General features: G+C 70.7%; 18 protein-coding genes. 10 read left to right on the plus strand and 8 right to left on the minus strand.

Annotated features, from left to right (window positions below; all coding sequences use genetic code 11):
- Positions 1-24 precede the first annotated feature (24 nt).
- Positions 25-1,776 carry an AMP-dependent synthetase/ligase gene (locus FG385_RS17680; protein WP_139097843.1) on the plus strand — a complete coding sequence of 584 codons (1,752 nt, stop codon included), beginning with the start codon at positions 25-27 and terminating at the stop codon, positions 1,774-1,776.
- A gap of 8 nt (positions 1,777-1,784) precedes the next feature.
- On the opposite strand, the gene FG385_RS17685 is transcribed toward FG385_RS17680, so the two are convergent.
- The 3 genes from FG385_RS17685 to FG385_RS17695 form a co-directional block, all read right to left on the minus strand.
- On the minus strand, positions 1,785-2,543 hold the full coding sequence (locus FG385_RS17685; RefSeq protein WP_139097844.1) for a maleylpyruvate isomerase family mycothiol-dependent enzyme: 759 nt from the start codon (positions 2,541-2,543) through the stop codon (positions 1,785-1,787).
- Positions 2,540-3,169 (minus strand): TetR/AcrR family transcriptional regulator, encoded by a 630-nt coding sequence (locus tag FG385_RS17690; RefSeq protein WP_139097845.1) that lies wholly within the window; start codon positions 3,167-3,169, stop codon positions 2,540-2,542. Before FG385_RS17690 ends, FG385_RS17685 begins: the two co-directional genes overlap by 4 nt.
- Positions 3,170-3,250: 81 nt before the next feature.
- A complete protein-coding gene (locus tag FG385_RS17695; RefSeq protein ID WP_139097846.1) occupies positions 3,251-4,300 on the minus strand; it encodes a nuclear transport factor 2 family protein in 1,050 nt (349 codons plus the stop codon).
- Positions 4,301-4,445: 145 nt separating this feature from the next.
- Between FG385_RS17695 and sigJ the strand changes: the two genes are divergently transcribed.
- The 3 genes from sigJ to FG385_RS17705 all read left to right on the plus strand — a co-directional run bounded on the left by sigJ (position 4,446) and on the right by FG385_RS17705 (position 6,862).
- Positions 4,446-5,336: an RNA polymerase sigma factor SigJ gene (gene sigJ, locus FG385_RS17700; protein WP_139097847.1), complete on the plus strand. Its 891-nt coding sequence runs from the start codon at positions 4,446-4,448 to the stop codon at positions 5,334-5,336.
- A 12-nt stretch (positions 5,337-5,348) separates the two neighbouring features.
- Positions 5,349-5,477 carry a hypothetical protein gene (locus FG385_RS35325; protein WP_268815932.1) on the plus strand — a complete coding sequence of 43 codons (129 nt, stop codon included), beginning with the start codon at positions 5,349-5,351 and terminating at the stop codon, positions 5,475-5,477.
- A 77-nt stretch (positions 5,478-5,554) separates the two neighbouring features.
- On the plus strand, positions 5,555-6,862 hold the full coding sequence (locus FG385_RS17705) for a PP2C family protein-serine/threonine phosphatase (protein ID WP_235022618.1): 1,308 nt from the start codon (positions 5,555-5,557) through the stop codon (positions 6,860-6,862).
- Here FG385_RS17705 and FG385_RS17710 read toward each other — a convergent pair.
- The gene (locus tag FG385_RS17710; RefSeq protein ID WP_235022619.1) at positions 6,834-7,211 is read right to left on the minus strand and encodes an STAS domain-containing protein; all 378 of its coding nucleotides are present in this window, start codon (positions 7,209-7,211) and stop codon (positions 6,834-6,836) included. The genes FG385_RS17705 and FG385_RS17710 overlap by 29 nt on opposite strands.
- A gap of 106 nt (positions 7,212-7,317) precedes the next feature.
- On the minus strand, positions 7,318-7,572 hold the full coding sequence (locus FG385_RS17715; protein ID WP_139097848.1) for a WhiB family transcriptional regulator: 255 nt from the start codon (positions 7,570-7,572) through the stop codon (positions 7,318-7,320).
- A 215-nt stretch (positions 7,573-7,787) separates the two neighbouring features.
- Between FG385_RS17715 and FG385_RS17720 the strand changes: the two genes are divergently transcribed.
- Positions 7,788-8,222, plus strand: a complete 435-nt coding sequence (locus tag FG385_RS17720) for a winged helix-turn-helix transcriptional regulator (RefSeq protein WP_139097849.1) — start codon at positions 7,788-7,790, stop codon at positions 8,220-8,222.
- Positions 8,223-8,251: 29 nt separating this feature from the next.
- Here FG385_RS17720 and FG385_RS17725 read toward each other — a convergent pair whose 3' ends face one another.
- The gene (locus FG385_RS17725; protein WP_235022620.1) at positions 8,252-9,736 is read right to left on the minus strand and encodes a flavin-containing monooxygenase; all 1,485 of its coding nucleotides are present in this window, start codon (positions 9,734-9,736) and stop codon (positions 8,252-8,254) included.
- A gap of 71 nt (positions 9,737-9,807) precedes the next feature.
- Between FG385_RS17725 and FG385_RS17730 the strand changes: the two genes are divergently transcribed.
- From FG385_RS17730 to FG385_RS17735, 3 genes are all read left to right on the plus strand, one after another.
- Complete coding sequence (locus FG385_RS17730; RefSeq protein ID WP_139097850.1) at positions 9,808-10,833, plus strand: AraC family transcriptional regulator; 1,026 nt, start codon at positions 9,808-9,810, stop codon at positions 10,831-10,833.
- Positions 10,834-11,019: 186 nt separating this feature from the next.
- Positions 11,020-11,178 carry a hypothetical protein gene (locus FG385_RS33970; RefSeq protein WP_160148838.1) on the plus strand — a complete coding sequence of 53 codons (159 nt, stop codon included), beginning with the start codon at positions 11,020-11,022 and terminating at the stop codon, positions 11,176-11,178.
- Positions 11,179-11,383: 205 nt separating this feature from the next.
- The gene (locus tag FG385_RS17735; RefSeq protein ID WP_139097851.1) at positions 11,384-12,970 is read left to right on the plus strand and encodes a glycoside hydrolase family 13 protein; all 1,587 of its coding nucleotides are present in this window, start codon (positions 11,384-11,386) and stop codon (positions 12,968-12,970) included.
- A gap of 143 nt (positions 12,971-13,113) precedes the next feature.
- Here FG385_RS17735 and FG385_RS17740 read toward each other — a convergent pair whose 3' ends face one another.
- Positions 13,114-14,697 carry an IS1634 family transposase gene (locus FG385_RS17740; protein ID WP_139097852.1) on the minus strand — a complete coding sequence of 528 codons (1,584 nt, stop codon included), beginning with the start codon at positions 14,695-14,697 and terminating at the stop codon, positions 13,114-13,116.
- A 145-nt stretch (positions 14,698-14,842) separates the two neighbouring features.
- On the opposite strand from FG385_RS17740, the gene FG385_RS17745 reads away from it, so the two are divergent.
- Positions 14,843-17,431: a bifunctional FO biosynthesis protein CofGH gene (locus FG385_RS17745; protein WP_139097853.1), complete on the plus strand. Its 2,589-nt coding sequence runs from the start codon at positions 14,843-14,845 to the stop codon at positions 17,429-17,431.
- On the opposite strand, the gene FG385_RS17750 is transcribed toward FG385_RS17745, so the two are convergent.
- The gene (locus FG385_RS17750) at positions 17,424-17,855 is read right to left on the minus strand and encodes a VOC family protein (protein WP_139097854.1); all 432 of its coding nucleotides are present in this window, start codon (positions 17,853-17,855) and stop codon (positions 17,424-17,426) included. The genes FG385_RS17745 and FG385_RS17750 overlap by 8 nt on opposite strands.
- A 37-nt stretch (positions 17,856-17,892) precedes the next feature.
- Here FG385_RS17750 and FG385_RS17755 point away from each other — a divergent pair, with 37 nt between their 5' ends.
- Positions 17,893-18,567 (plus strand): helix-turn-helix domain-containing protein, encoded by a 675-nt coding sequence (locus tag FG385_RS17755; RefSeq protein ID WP_200834506.1) that lies wholly within the window; start codon positions 17,893-17,895, stop codon positions 18,565-18,567.
- The last annotated feature ends 77 nt before the right edge of the window (positions 18,568-18,644 follow it).

Genomic DNA, 18,644 nt, shown 5'->3' on the forward strand with positions numbered 1-18,644 from the left:
CCGCCTGGTTGGCACGCTGGCCGTATGAACGCCGCCGACGATGTCTTCGAGCGTGCGGCCCGCGATCCGGGGCACGCCGCGTTCGCCCGCAAGATCGATGGCACCTGGCAGACCGTCACGTCGCGGGAGTTCGCCGAGCAGGTCGCCGGGCTCGCGGCCGGGCTGATCGCGGCGGGCATCAAGCCGGGGGATCGGGTCGGGGTCATGTCGGGCACCAGCTACGCCTGGGTGCTCTGCGACCTCGCGATCCTGACCGCGGGCGCGGTGACCGTGCCGGTGTACGAGACCTCCTCCGCCGCGCAGGTGGCGTGGGTGCTCGCGGATTCCGGCGCGACCGCGGTGTTCACCGGGGACGAGCACTGCCGCGCGATCGTCGAGCAGGCGAACGTCTCCTCCGTGGGGCGAGTCTGGCCGATGGACCCCGGCACCCTGGACCGGCTCGGAGCCGAAGGCGCCTCGGTGCCGGGCGAAGCGGTACGGCAGCGGCGGCTCGCGGTCACTCCTGACTCACTGGCCACAGTGGTCTATACCTCTGGGACGACCGGGCGCCCGAAGGGATGCCTGCTCAGCCACGGCAACCTGGCGGGCGAGGTGGGTGCGGTCGCGGTCGCCGACGGGATCAGCGACCAGGTGCTGACCGAGCGCGCGTCGCTCCTGCTCTTCCTGCCGCTGGCGCATATCCTCGCCAGGGTCGTGCAGTTCGCCGCGATCCACAACGGTGCGCTGACCGCGCACACCAGCGACGTGAAGAACATCGCCGCCGAACTGGAGACCTTCCGCCCGTCGCTGGTGCTGGCGGTACCGAGAGTGTTCGAGAAGCTGCACAACGCGGCTGCACGCAAGGCCGCGAAGGCCCGGAGCGCCGGCCTGTTCCGCGTGGCGGAGGAGACCGCGATCGCCTACAGCCGCGCGCTGGAACACGGCCGCCCCGGGCCCTGGTCGCGCATCGTGCACCGGCTGTTCGACCGGCTCGTGTACGCGAAACTGCGAGCGGCGATGGGCGGCAGGGTGACCTTCGCGGTCAGCGGCGGCGCACCGCTGTCCCCCCGGCTGGCGCACTTCCTGCGCGGCGCCGGGGTCAACATCCTCGAGGGGTACGGGCTGACCGAAACCACCGCCGGGGTCACCCTGAACCTGCCCGCGAGCCAGCGAATCGGCACTGTGGGCCGGCCGCTTCCGGGCTGGGACGTGCGCATCGCCGCCGACGGCGAGGTCCTGGTCCGTGGCCCCGGCGTGTTCGGCGGGTACCGGCGCGACGAGCGGTCCACCCGCGAGGCGTTCGACGAGGACGGCTGGCTGCGCACCGGTGATCTCGGCCGACTCGACGACGGGTACCTGACGATCAGCGGCCGCAAGAAGGACCTGATCGTCACCGCCACGGGCAAGAACGTCGCGCCGGCCAGGTTCGAAGACCGACTGCGCGGGCACTGGCTGATCGAGGAGTGCATGCTGGTCGGTGACCGGCGGCCGTACGTCGGCGCACTCGTCACCCTCGATCCCAACGGGTTCGCCGACTGGAAGCAGGACCACCGGAAACCGGCCTCCGCCACCGTCGCCGACCTGCGCCACGATCGCGATCTCGTCGCGACCGTCCAGAGCGCGGTCGACGAGATCAACCAGACCGTGTCACACGCCGAGGCGGTCAAGCGGTTCGAGATCGTGCCCGCACGGTTCGACGTCAGCGAGGAACTGACCCCGACGCAGAAGGTCCGGCGCGAGTACGTGCTGGCCAAGTACGCCGACGACGTCGCCGCCCTCTACGCCGCGGAGTCGTGAACTCGCGGTCAGAACTCGACGCGGGCGCCCAGCACCGCCGCGGCGACGGCGGGCTCACCGTCGATGTCGACCGCCGGCCGGCCGTCGCGACCGGAGAGATGCCACAGGTAGTCGAGGGCGCCGGCCCGCACCACCGCGACCGGCTCGCCCGCCCCCAGCGCCCACGTTCCGCCGTTCGCCCCGGTCAGCGTCAGGGTGAGCGAAGGCCCGGCCCATGTCCCGGCAAGGTCGCGCAGCACCTGGGCGACGATGCCGCGGTCGTGCTCGCCCGTGGTGAACGTCCGGCCGGTGGCCCGCGCGATTTCGAGCCGGTGCAGCCAAGTGTCCCGATTGGACAGAACATCGAAGAGGTAGGCGAAGCGCAGGTCCGGCAGGTGCTCTTCGGGGAACAGCCGCGCGAAGCTTCTTCGCCGGATGAACCCCGGCGCGCGCTTGCGGGCGCGAACCGCCTTCGGCCCGAACCGCACCAGCAAGGCCCTCAACTCGCCGGGCGTCCGGTCGCCGTATTCGAGAAGCTGCAAGGCATTGTGCGCCTCCAGCGCGGTGCGGCCGGGGAACCGGCGGCGAGCCCGCCGTAGCTTGCCGGGAATCGTCCACGGCCGGGCCGATTCGACGTGCTGGCCCGCCAGGTGGGCGACCACGTCGCGCACCGTCCAGCCCGCGCTGGCGGTGGCCTTGCCCCAGTCGTCGGCGGAAAGCTCGGCGAGCAGCGCGTTCAACGCCTCGACCTCCGCCAGCCCTTCGACCGCCGCCTCCTGGGGTGTCATGGCTGCTCCTCAGCCTTCGGCGCGAAGTACTGGACGAACATGGCGAAGGCGCGCGGCAGCAGCGAACTGAACCGACCGGCTTCGTAGCCGGCGTCGGGCTCGTTGGCCAGTTGCTGGGTCAGCGCACCCGAAACGAGGATCGACACGAGCGCGACCCCGTCGTCGGAGTCCGCCGCGGGATCGAGTTCACCGGCGGCGACCGCGTCCCGCAGCGTTGCCCGCACGATCTCCACCATCTCGATACTGGGCCGGAACGCCTCCTCGGACGGCGTGAAATCCGGCACGGGCCGCCATGACAACAACTGCGCGACCACCGGATTCGCCATCGCGAGCCGCCCGATCGCCTCGATCGCGGCCAGGAGCGCGGTCAGCCCGGGCGCGCTCCCCCGCACCGCCCGGGCCACCGCGTCCCGCTGGTGCTCCGCCCCCTCACGGAACACCTCGTCGTAAACCGCGTGCAATGACGCGAAATGCTTGTAGAGCGACGGCTGCCGGATGCCGACCCGCCGCGCCACCTCGGACAGGCTCAGCCCGGCGACCCCGCGCTCGGCCATCACCTCGACCGCGACGTCGAGAATCTGTCGCCGCGTACCGACCCGGCGGCGCCGCTCGACCGTCCCCGTCATCCACGCACCCCCAAGCTATAGCTTCTAGCTTTGGCTAGAGGTTATAGCTTTTCGGGTGCGCGGGCAAGCGCCGCGGTGGTTTCAGAATCCGATGGCTTCACGCAGCAGCAGGACGGTGGCGCGTCCGGGGTGCGGCTCGGCGTTGAGCACGAGAAGGCGGTTGACGGCACTGGGTTGCCCGTAGACCGCTCGCGCGCGGGCGTCTTCCAGCGGGAGCGCGTGCTCTTCGACTCGGCGGAGCGCGGCGGCCAGATCGGGCACCACCTTCTGCGCCCCGACGATCCAGAGCGCGCGGGCGGCGCCGCCGGCGTAGGAGGGGATCTGACTCCCGCTGCCCGAGGCGGCCACGAGGGAGCCGGTTTCGGTGACCGCGGCGACGCTGCCCATGACGACGTCCGGGGCGGCGATCAGGCACCGGATCTCGTCGGCCTGCGTGGCGCGGTCCATGGCCACGACACGCGGCCTGATCGCCTGGTACCGGCCACTGGTGTTGATGTCCTCCTCGATCCCGGACAGGCGAAGGGTCTCGCTGGCCCCGGTGAACACGCTCGCGCCCTCGGGGATCAGATCCCGCACGCGGCTGCGCGCGGCGGCGGCGTCGGCGAGGATTTCGACCATGAAACCGTGCGCCTCGAGCGCGGCGGCCACCCGCTCCAGGCGCTCGGCGGGGGCCGGGTCGGTGAACGAGGTCGCGGAGCCGGGTGCCGAGCCGGTGAGCGGCGTCGTGTCGAGGTACCTCATCTCGTAGACCCGCTCGGCGAACTTCCAGCCGTCGCCGGTGCGCCGGTAGCGGTCGTGGTAGATGGCGAAGTTCAGCCCTTCACGGCCGTCGCGAGTGCGGGCGAGTTCCTGCAGGTAGGCCCGACCGGTCGCGGTGTCGCCGGCCACCTCGATCGTGCCCGGGTGGGTGGTCTGTACGAAGAAGTCCCATTGCGCCTGCAGTCGCTTGGCCCCGGTGCGGATCTCGTCCCGCCCGGCGAATTCGGCGGGGATGTCGGGCATCCGCAGCGCGCCGTCCGGCGTGAACAGCGACGCGAGACGGTCGCGATCGCGCATCATCACCGCGTCGGTGAACTCGCCGCGCAGCGCCTCGATCTCGACGCGGTCCGCGATCGCCTGGAAGTCGTTCATCGGGTTCCCTCCTCGTCACATCCGAGCCGGTGTGTCCGTCTCACCAGTACGACAGGGCGGCGCCCGGAAATGTGAGGCCTCACAGTTCGGGGCGCCGTTCCGTCGAACCGGTGAGAGCAGCCGCGAACGAGGGAGCCGGTGCACCATGACCACCCGACCAGGGCCGGAGCCCGGCCTGACCGCGATCATGAGCGAGCGGCGCCGGCTGATCAATCTCGCCTACCGGCTCCTCGGCTCGCTGACCGAGGCCGAGGACGCCGTCCAGGACACCTACACCCGCTGGTACGCGATGTCCCGGGAGCGGCAGGAGGCCATCGAATCCCCCGGCGCCTGGCTGACCACGGTCGCCAGCCGCATCTGCCTCGACCTGCTCGGTTCGGCTCGGGCCCGGCGCGAGACCTACACCGGCGAATGGCTGCCGGAGCCGCTGCCCGAACACCCGGACGGCGACCCCGCCGACCGGGTCACCCTCGACGAGTCGATCAGCATGGCGTTCCTCGTCGTGCTCGAATCGATGACCCCGGCCGAACGCGTCGCGTTCGTCCTCCACGATGTCTTCCGCTACCCGTTCGCCGAAGTCGCCCGGATCGTCGGCCGCACACCCGCGGCCTGCCGCCAGCTGGCCTCCTCCGCACGCCGCCGCATCCGCGCCTCGCGGGTTCCGACGGCGCCGGCGGCCGAACAGGCCGCCATCGTGCGGGAGTTCAAGCAGGCGTGGGAAGCCAGGGACATCGACGCCCTCATCGGCCTCCTCGATCCCGACGCCACGACCATCGCCGACGGCGGTGGGCTCGCCGCCGCCTACCTCCACCCGATCGAGGGCGGTGACCGGATCGCCCGTTACCTGACCGACCTCACCAGCCGGGCAGGCGAGCTGACGCTGCTGGAGCGCATGGTCAACGGGCAGCCCGGACTGGTCGCGCGGTACCAGGGCGTCACCGCGACGGTGTTCGCGTTCCACGTCGCCGGCGGGCGGATCACGCGCATCTGGGCGATGCGCAACCCCGAGAAGCTCCGCCCCTGGACGGCGGGCTGACGCTCGCCCGTCGTGCCGGCCCACACGCGCGGGGTCGGTAAGGGCGGCCGGGCACGGACTCGCGAGAACCTGGACGTTTTCGGCTTCACAGCGGCGCGGGCCGATCTCGACCGGCTGTCCACTTTGGACTGCGGTGGGTGAACGGGGCCGGACCCCGACACGATGAACGTCGCGTGAACCGGTTGTGATCTGGCTCCGTGAGCCAATACCGTGCGGGAGTGGCCACCGATCAGCTGCTGTCGCAGGCAACGGCCGCGAGCCGGGCTGACCTCACCGAGGCAGCCAGGCTCGCGGCCGTTCGCCGTTACGACATCCTCGACACCCCGCCCGACGGGGCGTTCGACCGGATCGCGAAGCTCGCGGCCCGCCTGCTCGGCACGCCCATCGGCACGGTGTCCCTGGTGGATACGGACCGGATCTGGTTCAAGGCGACCAGCGGCCTCGCCGTGCGGCAGATCGGCCGCGACCCCGGGCTGTGCTCGTCGGCGATCACGTCCGACGTGCCCTACGTGGTGCGCAACGCGCTCACCGACCCGCGCACGGTGAACAACCCGCTGGTCCACGGCGATCTGGGCATCCGGTTCTACGCGGCCGCGCCGGTCATCACCGCCGACGGCCACCGCCTCGGCACGGTGAACGTGCTGGACACCAAGCCCCGCGAGACCGGGCCGGTCGACACGGCGACGCTCGAAGATCTCGCCGCTGTCGTCATGGACGAGCTCGAGCTGAGGCTTTCCGCGCTTGCCACCCTGCGCCAGGAGCGTGAGCAGCGGGAACGCAGTGACGAGCACCGCGCCACGGTCACCGCGATCGCCTCGACCCTGCGGCAGACGGTGCTGCCGCCGGCCCTGCCCCGGGTGCCCGGACTCGAGCTGGCCTGCCACTATCACTCGGCGACGCCGGGCGACGTGACCGGCGATTTCTACGACGTGCTTTTCCTCGGCGAACGCCAGTGGGCGTTCTTCGTCGGGGACGTAGCCGGTCACGGCGCGCCCGCGGCGGCGGTGACCTCCCTCGCCCGCTACACGCTGCGGTCGGCCCTGTTCCGCGGGCTCACCCCGGCAGACGCGCTCGCGGAACTGAACGACGCCCTCCTCCGGGACGAGCATCTGCGCGAATGCTGCACGCTGCTGGTCGGGTGGTACGCCGAGGACTTCGCGAAGGTCACGCTGGCCGGCGGCGGTCACTGCCCGGCGTTGTGGCTGGGCGAGGGCGAAGTGCGCCAGGTCTGGCCCGAGGGCGGGATGCTGGTCGGCGCGCTGCGCGACGCCACCTTCGTCACCAGGACGCTGCACCTGGCGGAAGGGCAAACGCTCCTGCTGCACACCGACGGCCTGATCGAGGCGCGCCCGGACGGGGCGCCGTTCGGCGAGGAGGGACTGCACGCCTTCCTCGGCGAGGCGAACCCCCGGGGCGCCCGCGAGACTGTCGACGCGCTCACCGACCTGATCGCCGGCTTCGACCCCGCCCCGACCGACGACGTGGCCCTGCTGGCGCTCAGCCGGACAGCGCGTCCTCCCGAGTAGCGAACACCGGGATCTCCTGATCCAGACCCGTCAGCTGCAGCGGGCGCGCGGTGGCGCTGCTCGGCGCGACCACCCGGAGCCTGGTGTGCGTGCCGGCCTCCTGGCGCGCGGCGACCAGCGCGGTCAGCCCGGCGGAGCCGAGGAACTCCACCCCGCCGAGATCCACGACCAGCGTGCGCGGACGGTCACGCAGCGCCGACCGCAGATGTTTCTCGAAGTCCGGGGCGGTCACCATGTCGATATCGCCGGACACCACCAGCACCGTGGCCGCGTCGTGTCTTTCCACTGTGACACGGACCGTCTGCCCGTTCGGGGGCTCGGCTTGCGGTTCTGGCTCGACGGGGTTCACAGCGCAAATATCTCACAGCTGCAGGGAAAGCACAGGGTGTCTACCGCTGGCAAGAGAAAGCCCGCTGACCTCGGTTCCGGGTCAGCGGGCCTTCGGCGAAGCGTGCTCAAGCGGCGTCCGCACGCGTACGGCGAACCAGCTTCCGCCGCTCCGTGTCGGTCATACCGCCGAAGATGCCGTGGTCCAAGCCGGTGTCCAGGGCGTACTCGAGACACTCGGCGCGGACCGGACAGCGTGCGCAGACGGCTTTCGCCCGCGCGACCTGCCGGGCACCCGGGCCCATCTCGGACACGGGGAAGAACAGTTCGGGGTCCTCGTCCCGGCAGGCGGCTCGCTCCTGCCAGTCGCCCTGATATGGCATTTCCTTGCCGCCTCCTCTCCATCGTGTGTCAGGCATGGCTCGACCCGCTCCGCGTTCGGTGAGGGTGCACGAGACGTGCCAACCAGCCGCCTCCTCAACGTGCGCAGACCGGGGTTTCTTCCCGGCCCGTGGCTGTGGTGTTCCGCACCCTGCGGCCGCACCCCTGCATAGTGGCTCTGACGTGCTAAGTTGGAATTCAAGACGAGGAGGAGCGGATGCCCGCACGGAAGTGCTCGATCGCGAACGCGCTCGAGGTGATCGGCGAGCGGTGGACGCTCGTCGCGCTGCGCGAGGTGCTGCTGGGGCAACGGCGGTTCGACCAGATCGCGGCGAACACGGGCGCGAGCCGCGACATCCTGGCGACCCGGCTGCGCAAGCTCGTCGAGCACGGCGTGCTGACGAAGGAACGGTACGAAGAGCACCCGCCCCGCTACGAATACGTGCCGACGGAGGCGGGCCGCGCGCTGGGCCCGATCCTGCACGACCTCATGCAGTGGGGCGACGAGTACGTGACCGAGGGCCCTGCGCCGACGGTGTGGGAACACTCGTGCGGCGCCGAACTGCACACGAAACCCGTCTGCGCGCACTGCGGCGCCCCAGTCGAGCCCGGCCAGTCAAAACTAACCCGCCTAGGCGGCGTCCCCCAGTAACCCCACCCTCCGCCGGCCGAGGGTGGTGGTTAGGAGGCTGTTGTTGGGGCGAGGTTGCGGTAGGCGGTCAGGTCGGGCTTCGCGGTGCGACGGTGGTATTCCCAGACGAGCCCGGGCCAGTTGGTCGAGATCCGGCCGCTCTCGTCGCGGTACCAACTCTGGCAGCCGCTCCACACGCTGCGCGAAAGCCGGCGCTGCACCTCGGCGTCGAAGGACTCGGCGACCTCACGCCGGACGTCCACGACGGACGCGCGGCCGGCGGCGATCTGCTCCAGGATCTGCAGGACGTACCGGCACTGGTGCTCCATCATGTAGATGATCGAGTTACCGCCGAGGTTCGTGTTCGGACCATAGATCAGGAACATGTTGGGAAAGCCGGGCACGCTGATACCGAGGTACGCGTGCGCGCCGCCGGCCCATTCGCCGGCCAGTTCGCGCCCGCCGGCGCCGCGGATCCGCATCGGCGCCAGGAATTCGGTCGCCTTGAAGCCGGTGCCGTAGATGATCACGTCGGCCGCGTGCTCGGCCGCCCCGGTGCGCACGCCGTCCGGAGTGATCCCGGTGATCCGGTCGGTCACCACGTCCACATTGGACTTCGTCAGCGCCGGGAACCACTCGGTGGAGAACAGCACCCGCTTGCACCCGGCCCGGTAGTCCGGGATCAGCCGGGCCCGCAGCCGCGCGTCGGGCACCTGCAGCCGCAGCTGGGTCCGGAACAGCAGCTCGACGATCTTTCCCAGTGGCTGGGCCGAAGTCAGCGCCATGGTCAGGAACTCGCCGCTGGTCCAGACGCCGAGACGCCCGGCCAGCTGGGTGACCGGCAGCGCCCGGAACAGGCGGTGGTGCCACTCGCGATACGCCCGGTCGGGCTTCGGGATCACGTACGGCGCGGACCGCTGGAACACCGTCAGGTGCGCGACCTCCGGCTGGATCCGCGGCACGAACTGGATCGCGCTCGCCCCGGTGCCGATCACGGCCACGCGCTTACCGCTCAGGTCCACGTCGTGACGCCACCGTGCCGAGTGGAAGATCTCCCCGGTGAACGTGCCGGCGCCCGGGATGTCCGGCATCGCCGGCCGCGAGAGCTGGCCGACCGCGGGGATCAGCACATCCGCCTCGACCGTCTCGCCGTCGCCCGTCTCGATCCGCCAGCGTCCGGTCTCCTCGTCGAACTCGGCGCCGGTGACCTCGGTGTTCAGCCGCACCCGGTCCAGCACGCCCGCGTCCTTCGCAGTCCGGCGGAGGTAGTCGAGGATGTCCGGTTGCTCCGAGTACCGGCGGGACCAGGTGGGGTTGGGCGCGAACGAGTACGAGTACAGCGGAGACGGCACGTCGCAGGCCGCGCCCGGGTAGGTGTTCTCACGCCACACCCCGCCGATGTCGCCGGCCCGCTCGAAGACCGTGAAGTCGGTGAAACCGGCCCGGTCCAGCATGACGGCCATGCCGAGCCCGCCGAACCCGGCGCCGATGATGGCGACCTTCGGCCTCCGGGCGGACCCCGTCGTCGCGTTCACATGCAGGACGGTAAGCGTTCGCCCACCCCCCGGCCAAGACAACAGCGGACAGCCGATCCATAATTCCGGCCATGACGCAGCTGGCCGAGCCGGTCGTCCGGCACTGGGACTTCCCGCGCGGGATCGCGAGCGTCCGCCTGCTCACGCGGTTCGCGGGCGAACGGGGTCTCGGCATGGACGAGGTCCTGGCCGGCAGCGGGCTGACCCCGGCCCGGCTCCAGGACTCCGCCGCCGAGGTCGAAGCGCGCCAGGAACTGGGGGTCGTGCGCAACCTCGCCGCGGCGCTGCCCGACGCCGGGCTCGCGCTCGGCCGCGAGTACCACGCCGCGACGTTCGGCATCTTCGGTTTCGCGTTCCTGAGCAGCCCGACCGTACGCGACGCGGTCAACCTCGCGTTCCGCTACCTCGACCTGAGCTTCGCGTTCAGCATGCCGCGAGCGGTCGTGGCCGGGGACCGGGTGCAAATGGAACTCGACGACACCGCGCTACCCGACGACGTCGCGCGCTTCCTCGTCGAGCGGGACCTGGCCGCGATCCACACGATGCTCGCCGAACTCCTGCCGACGCCAGTTCCGTTGCTGTCACTGAATCTCCGCTATCCCGAACCCTCCACTGTGGAGGAATATACGGCGATCTTCGGAGTGCGGCCCCGGTTCGCGCAGCCGGGCAACGTGGGCACCTTCGACGCCACGTTCCTCGACGCGCCACTGCCACTCGCGAACCCGCAGACCGTCGCGCTGTGCGAGTCGCAGTGCCGCACGCTCGTGTCGCAACGGCGCAGCCGGGCCGGGATCGCGGACGAGGTCCGCGCGCGGCTCACCCGGTTCGGCGCGCTGGCGGGCGGCATGCCCGCGGTCGCCCGCGAACTGGGCATGAGCACGCGGACGCTGCGCCGGAAGCTCGACGAGTCGGGCACGAGCTTCCGCACGCTGCTCGACGAAGTCCGGATGGCACTCGCCGAGGAGATGCTGACGACCGGGGCGCTGTCCATCGAGGACGTGGCGATCCGGCTCGGTTACGCGGAGGCGTCCAGCTTCATCCACGCGTTCAAACGCTGGAAGGGCACCACCCCGGCGGCCTACGGGCGCCGCGTTTGAGGTTCCGGAAGGCATCGGCCCCGGAGACCTGGACAACGTTCGCCGGTTCGCGGTCGCAACACCCGGCCGGGGTTTTTCGGCCGACGCCGCGGTAACGGGTGGCGGGTGGAACGCGACTACCAGCTGAAACAGGTTTGACGGCCACGCTTGTGGGCACTCCGGTACAGGTCGGAACCGGGAGGAACGATGGCCAGACACAGCTTCGAAGAAAACGACAACGACGAGAAGTGGGGCGGTCCGGAACTGGCCGAGAAGCACGAGGGCCAGCCGCAGAGCCATCGCCGCGAACGCGACAAGGCGAAGAGGCTCGAAAAGGACGGCAATCAGACCGAACGGTCCCGCTGACACGTTTCGCCCATCCCCCGATTAGGTCGCCACTGACCATGACCGTCGTCGTGGCCGGGCAGATCGCCCATGAGACGGCCGGCGCAGGCATGGAAGCCGCCGCGTCGACCGTGCAGCACGCGGGCGGGCGCCCCTGGTTGTCCGGCCGATGGACGGCGCTCCTCCGGTTAGGCTTGGCCGGTAGCCGTATGGAGAGGGGCAGCAAGTGCCGGTCAACACCCGATGGTGGCGCAGCGCGGCGATCTACCAGATCTACATCCGGAGCCTGACCGACGCGAGCGGCGACGGGGTCGGCGATCTCGCGGGTATCCGCGCACGCCTGCCGTACCTGCGCGACCTGGGTGTGGACGCGGTGTGGATCACGCCGTGGTACCCGTCCCCGATGGCCGACGGCGGTTACGACGTGGCCGACTACCGCGACATCGATCCGCTGTTCGGCACGCTGGCCGAGGCGGAAGCGCTGATCGCCGAAGCACATGAGCACGGCCTGCGCCTGATCATCGACCTTGTGCCCAACCACACGTCGTCGGCGCATCCGTGGTTCGCCGAGGCGCTGGCCGCGGGGCCAGGTTCGCCGGCGCGCGAACGCTACATCTTCCGCCACGGCAAGGAATCCGGTGCGCCGCCGAACGACTGGAAGAGCGTGTTCGGCGGTCCGGCGTGGACCCGGGTGCCCGACGGCGAGTGGTACCTGCACCTGTTCGACTCGAGCCAGCCGGACCTGAACTGGGAACTGCCCGAAGTCCGCACGGAGTTCGAAGCCGTGCTGCGGTTCTGGCTCGACCGCGGGGTCGACGGGTTCCGCATCGACGTCGCGCATGGGCTGATCAAGCAGCCCGACCTGCCCGATCTGGGCATCGACCACGAGGAGATCACCGGCCCCCCGGACCGGGCGAACCATCCCCACTGGGACCGCGACGGCGTGCACGAGATCTATCGCTCATGGCGCCGGGTCGTCGAAGAATACGGCGAGGACAGGATCTTCGTCGCGGAGGCGTGGGTGGCCAATCCCGAACGACTCGCCCGGTATGTCCGCCCCGGCGAGCTGCACAGCGCGTTCAACTTCGACTTCCTGCGTGCCGCCTGGGATCCGGTGAAGCTGCGCGAGGTGATCGACTCCAGCATCGGCGCGCTGCACGCCGTCGGCGCCCCGGCGACCTGGGTACTGTCCAATCACGACGTCGTCCGGCACGTGACACGCTACGGTCGGCCGGATCCCGGGCAGCCGTCGGATCTTGAGGTCGGGCGCCGCCGTGCCCGCGCCGCGTTGTTGCTGATGCACGCCCTGCCCGGCGGCGTTTACGTCTATCAGGGCGAGGAACTCGGGCTCGAAGAAGTCGAGGACCTGCCCGAAGCGGTCCTGCAGGACCCGACCTGGGAACGGTCCGGCCATACCGAACGCGGCCGCGACGGATGCCGGGTTCCGTTGCCCTGGCGGGGAACCGAGCCGCCGTTCGGCTTCGGCCCTCACGGATCGTGGCTGCCCCAGCCGGGACATTGGAGCGCCCTGACCGCGGAAGCCCAGCTGCGCGACGAGGATTCGATGCTTTCCTTGTATCGCAAGGCTCTGCATCTGCGGCGCCGGCATCCCGCACTCGGCGAAGGCGAACTGTCCTGGTTGGACTCCCCCGCCGACGTGCTGCTGTTCAGCCGTGAACCGGGTTTCGTGTGCGCGGTGAACCTTTCCCCCACGCCGGTTCCCTTGCCACCGCACGAGCGAGTGCTGCTGACGAGCGAACCGTTACCGAACGGGAAGCTCCCCACCGACACGGCCGCCTGGCTGCAGGTTTAGAGGTGGGAGAAGGCCCGCCGCTGTGATCCGGGAGTCAGTCGGTTGAAGCCTCGTCCGGCTCTGGGTTGTCGGACACAACCTCTTCAACAGGAACTTTCCGATGCTCGCGCCGCTCTCGGACCTCGATGTTAGAGGCTGCGGGTTCAGGGCGCGTACGCGGCCAGACCGAACAGATCGAACAGCTGCTGCTGGGTCGCGTCGCGGGCGGTGAGGATGCGGCGCGTGCGCGGGCGGCCGCCGGTGGATGGGTAGCGCAGCACGGTCTCGCCGATGCGCGCCAGCTGGTCGAGCAGTTCACGCACGGACAGATCGAGCCCGGCGCGGTCGGCCTCGCGCCGCATCAGGTGGGTGACCGCCGTGGCGAGCGCGCTGACCAGCGAGTGCACGGCGATCCGATGCTCGCTCCAGTCCCATCGGGGCGCGGGCGCGGCGACGAACGAACCGTTCAGCATGCGGAAGGTCGAATCGAGGTGGTATCGCGCCCGGTACGCGGCGACGACGTCCGCGACCGGCCAGTCGTCGTGGTCGGTCACCAGTAGCTGCTTGCCGAAGAACTCCTCGTCGAGCCGGGCGCGCGCGGTCTGGTCGATGTGGGATTCCAGCCGGAGCTCGCCGGGCCGCGTGCCGGAAAGGCGCGCGCTCAGCACCCGGTCGACCCAGCGCACGCGGGTGATGCGCGCGATGTCGGTGAGCAGTTGCTCCCTCGGGCGCCGGTTCGAACCGGCGGCCAGCGCGAGCGCGAGCCCGTCCAGCTGGCGGGTCGCGCCGCTGAGCGCCTGCGCGAAACTCCGTGCCTGGGCCGCGTGCAGCCGCGCCGAATGGGTCAGCACCACGCGGCGGCTCGCGCCGAAGACCGTGGCGCGCGTGTCGAGCGCGGTCAGCCCGGGATAGCGGCCGGGATCCACCGCCCGCCGGGCCGAGGCAGGCCGCGTGAGCAGGTCCGGAAAGTCGCCGAGCGGCAGGGCACCCACGAAATGCGGTCCGGAGTCCAGGTCCAGCTGCGCATGCTGCCCGGTGTCGAACACGACCGTCACCTCCCCGGGCCGGCGCGCGCCCAGCCGCTCCACCGCGACGCCGAACGGCTCCACCCCGTGCCCACCGCGCAGGTACGCGCGGGACACGAGCGGGATCGCGCCGTCACGGCTGACGATCGCGCTGAGCCCGGCGAGCGTCGCGTCGGCGGTGTCCGATTCCGCGTAGGTCGCGAAGTTCGGCACGTCCACGGCGAGCGTGGTCGGGTCGGGCAGGTCGATCCGCGCGGAGACAGCGTCCTCGATGCGTTCCAGCTGGGGCCTCGTGAGCCGCCTGGTCACCCGCCAGAACTCTTCGTCACTCACGGCGCCCGCGGGAGGCCGTGGCCGGACGAACCGCGCCGCGGCGGCGCTTTTCCACCACTCGGCCAGCCCGGTGCACGACCCCGTCGCGCGATGCAGCACGGCGAGCGTCAGGTACATGGCGATCTTCGCGCGCCGCGGGCCGAGGGCACCCTCGATCGTGCGGCGCACCTGGAGTCGCTCCAGGGTGGACCACACCGCGGCGACATCACCGAACGTCAGATGCCTTGTGGATTCGGGCAATCCGGCCGCACCGTCGAGGGCCGCGGCCAGATCCTCGGCGGCGCCGAGGTAACGCTGGGACACGATCTTGGGCGCACCGTCCACGCGCTCGGACCGCACCAGGTAGTAGAAGGTCCGCCCGTTGATCCGCTTGCCCACGATCGACGCCATACTTTAGGTAATACCGCCCGCGAGCTGTCCCGGCAACCACAGCAACATCACTGAGCTGCGGAAACTCGTCGCGCTCCCGGCCGGCCGGCGGAATCACCTGCGCGGTCATGGAGATGGCTCACCCGGCGGACCTAGGTTGGGCCGTATGGCATCCGCTGAAGGGCAGGACCGTCCGACCGCGTCCGCGATGCGCCGCGCGCTGGCACGTGCGCGCGACGGGAAGACGCTGGACATCGCCGAAGCGACCGTGCTGCTGCACGCCCGTGACGAAGATCTCGCGGCGCTTTCGGAGCATGCTTCACGGGTCCGCGACGCGGGCCTCGCCGCAGCTGGGCGGCCGGGCGTGATCACCTACAGCCGCAAGGTGTTCATCCCGCTCACCCGCCTGTGCCGGGACCGGTGCGGGTACTGCACGTTCGCGACCGTGCCGGGCAGGGTGGACACGCCGTTCCTGTCCCCGGACGAGGTGCTGAAGATCGCGCGCGAGGGCGCGGCGGTGGGCTGCAAGGAAGCGCTGTTCACGCTCGGCGACCGGCCGGAAGACCGTTGGACGGCAGCGCGCGAATGGCTCGACGCGCATGGGTACGACGACACGCTGTCCTATGTGCGCGCGATGGCGATCCTCGTGCTGGAGGAGACCGGGCTGCTGCCCCACCTCAACCCGGGTGTGCTGACCTGGCAGGACCTGCAGCGGCTCAAACCCGTCGCGCCGTCGATGGGCATGATGCTGGAAACCACCGCGACCCGGCTGTGGAGTGAGCGCGGCGGGCCCCATTACGGCTCGCCGGACAAGGATCCCGCGGTGCGGCTACGGGTACTCGAGGACGCCGGGCGGCATTCGGTGCCGTTCACCACCGGAATCCTGATGGGAATCGGCGAAACCTACGCCGAGCGCGCGGACTCGTTGTTCGCGATCCGCGGCACGGCACGGGCCTACGGCGGGATCCAGGAAGTCATCGTGCAGAACTTCCGCGCGAAACCCGACACGAAGATGCGGGCCACGCCCGACGCGGATCTGCAGGAACTCGCGGCGGCGATCGCGGTCGCGCGGCTCGTGCTGGGCCCGAAGACGCGCATCCAGGCGCCGCCGAACCTGATCGGCAGCCAGTACGAACTGATGGTGCGCGCGGGGATCGACGACTGGGGCGGGGTTTCGCCGCTGACGCCGGATCACGTGAACCCGGAGCGCGCCTGGCCGCAGATCGGCGAGCTGGCGCGGCGCACCGCCGAGACCGGTTACGAACTGCGCGAGCGGCTGACGATCTATCCCGAGTACATCCTCGCCGGTGAGCCGTGGCTCGACCCTCGGGTCGCGGGCCACGTCGCCGCGCTGGCCGATCCCGAAACCGGGCTGGCGCGCGACGTGAAGCCCGTCGGCAGGCCGTGGCAGGAGCCCGAAGGCGGCTGGCAGGAGCAGGGGCGCACGGACCTGCACGTCGAGGTGGACACGGTCGGCCGCACGAGCGACCGGCGCGGCGACTTCGATTCCGTGTACGGGGACTGGAACGCGCTCAAGTCGAAGGTCCCCGCCACGGTTCGCCGGATGGACACGGACATCGCGTCCGCGTTGCGGCGCGCGGAAAAGGACCCGGCCGGACTGTCCGATGAGGACGCGTTGGCGCTGTTGCACGCCGACGGCGCGGACCTCGACGCGCTCGCCGAACTGGCCGACGGCCTGCGCCGCGACGCGGTGGGCGAAGACGTGACCTTTGTGGTGACGCGGAACATCAACTTCACCAACGTCTGCTACACCGGTTGCCGGTTCTGTGCCTTCGCCCAGCGCCGCACCGACGCCGACGCGTACACGCTGTCGCTGTCGCAGGTCGGTGATCGCGTGGACCAGGCTTGGGAAGCCGGGGCGACGGAGATCTGCATGCAGGGTGGGATCCACCCGGATCTGCCCGGTACCGCGTACTTCGATCTGGCGGCCGAGGTGAAGCGCCGCCAGCCGGAGATCCACGTGCATTCGTTCAGCCCGATGGAAGTCGTGAACGGCGCCTCGCGGACCAATCTGTCCATTCGGGACTGGCTGACGCGCGCGCACGAGTCCGGTGTGGACTCGTTGCCCGGTACGGCGGCGGAAATCCTCGACGACGACGTGCGGTGGGTGCTGACGAAGGGCAAACTCCCGACGTCGGCCTGGATCGAGGTGATCAGCACCGCGCATTCGCTCGGCATTCCCACCACTTCGACCATGATGTACGGGCATGTGGACACGCCGGAGCACTGGGTCGGACACCTCAAGCTGATCGCCCGGCTGCAACGGGAATCGCTGGAACGCAACGGGCGGCGCGGGTTCACCGAGTTCGTGCTGCTGCCGTTCATCCACCAGAACGCGCCGATCTACCTGGCGGGCCTCGCGCGCCCGGGCACGACGGTGCGGGAGAACCGGGCGGTGCACGCGCTCGCGCGGATCCTGCTGCACGGGCTGATCGACAACATCCAGTGCTCGTGGGTGAAGCTCGGCGAGGACACCTGCCAGGCGGTGCTGCGAGGCGGGGTCAACGACCTCGGCGGCACCCTGATGGAGGAGACGATCAGCCGCATGGCCGGGGCGGACAACGGTTCGTACAAGACGATCAGCTCGCTGGAGGCCATGGTCGAGCCGCTCGGCCGCCCGCTGGTGCAGCGCACGACGTCCTACGGCCGCCCGAGCGCCGAGCGCGTCGCCGCGGCCCGCCTGAGCGACGGCGTCGCGCAGGCGGTGCGGAACCCGCTGCCGATCGTCAGCTGATCCGCACCGTGCCGTCCGGCTCCACCCACCAGCCGGGGTTGTGGGCGATCTCCCAGATGATGCCGTTGGGGTCGCGCACGTGGGCGTGGAAGATCCCGCCGAACTCGCCGGACTGCGGTGGTTTCAGCACGGTCCCGCCCGCGGCCGCCATCTCGTCCACGACCGCCCGGACCGCGTCCTGGCTGTCCACGTTGTGCGAAAGCGTCGCTCCCGACACGGTGGCGTGGTCCGCCCCGTCGGCGAGGTCCTGGTTGAACTTGGCCGCGGTGAACAGGCCCAGCAGCACGCCCGGTGCGACCTGGAAGAAGATGATCTCGCCGGGCACGTCCGCCAGCGGCTGCCAGCCGAGGGCGTCGGCGTAGAACTTCCGCGCGGCATCGAGGTCGGCGGTGGCGAAGGTGATGAAGTGCACGTTCTGTCGCATGATGTCCCTTTCCCGCCCGGCGTGAGACGCTGAGCGCGTGGTGTACTCGGCCAGGCGCGGTGCCGTGACCGGGGCCGTGCTGTGGGAGGTGCGGGCCGCCGGCGAGCATCGTGTGCTGCCCGATGGCGCCCTCGACCTCATGTGGCACGAAGGCCGCCTCACGGTCGCCGGCCCCGACGCGACCGCGACGAGCGTGCGCGCCGAACCAGGGTCCCGCACGTTCGGCCTGCGGTTCCCGCCCGGGGTCGCGCCCTTGCTGCTCGGCGTACCGGCCGGGGACCTGGTCAACCGGCGGGTCGCGCTGGCGGACCTCGTCACGGGGACGCCCGGCGCCGGACCGGATCTGCTCGAACACGTATACGTCGACCTGTGGCGGAGGGCGGATCCCGACCCGGGACTGATCCGCCTGGCCGCCTTGCTCGACCGCGGCGCCCGCCGCGGTGTGCCCGTCGCCCGGCTGGCCGGCATGGTGGGGCTGACCGAGCGATCGCTGCGCCGGACGAGCCGCGACCTGTTCGGGTACGGGCTCAAAACCCTGAGTGGTATCCGCCGGTTCCAGCGCGCACACGAACTCGTGCAAGGCGGCGCGGCCCTCGCCGCCGCCGCGGCGGAAGCGGGGTACGCCGACCAGGCCCACATGACCCGGGAGATCACGCGGTTCGCGGGCATCACACCCGGACGGCTCCGTACGGCAAGCACGCGCTCACCCTAGGAAGCGTTCTCGAACCCCGTCTTGAACAAACCGGCGGGCGCCGGGCCAGACAGGGTCCTTCGGCCCTGGTCCGGGTC

The sequence above is a fragment of the Amycolatopsis alkalitolerans genome (assembly GCF_006152065.1).
Classification (GTDB): domain Bacteria; phylum Actinomycetota; class Actinomycetes; order Mycobacteriales; family Pseudonocardiaceae; genus Amycolatopsis_E; species Amycolatopsis_E alkalitolerans.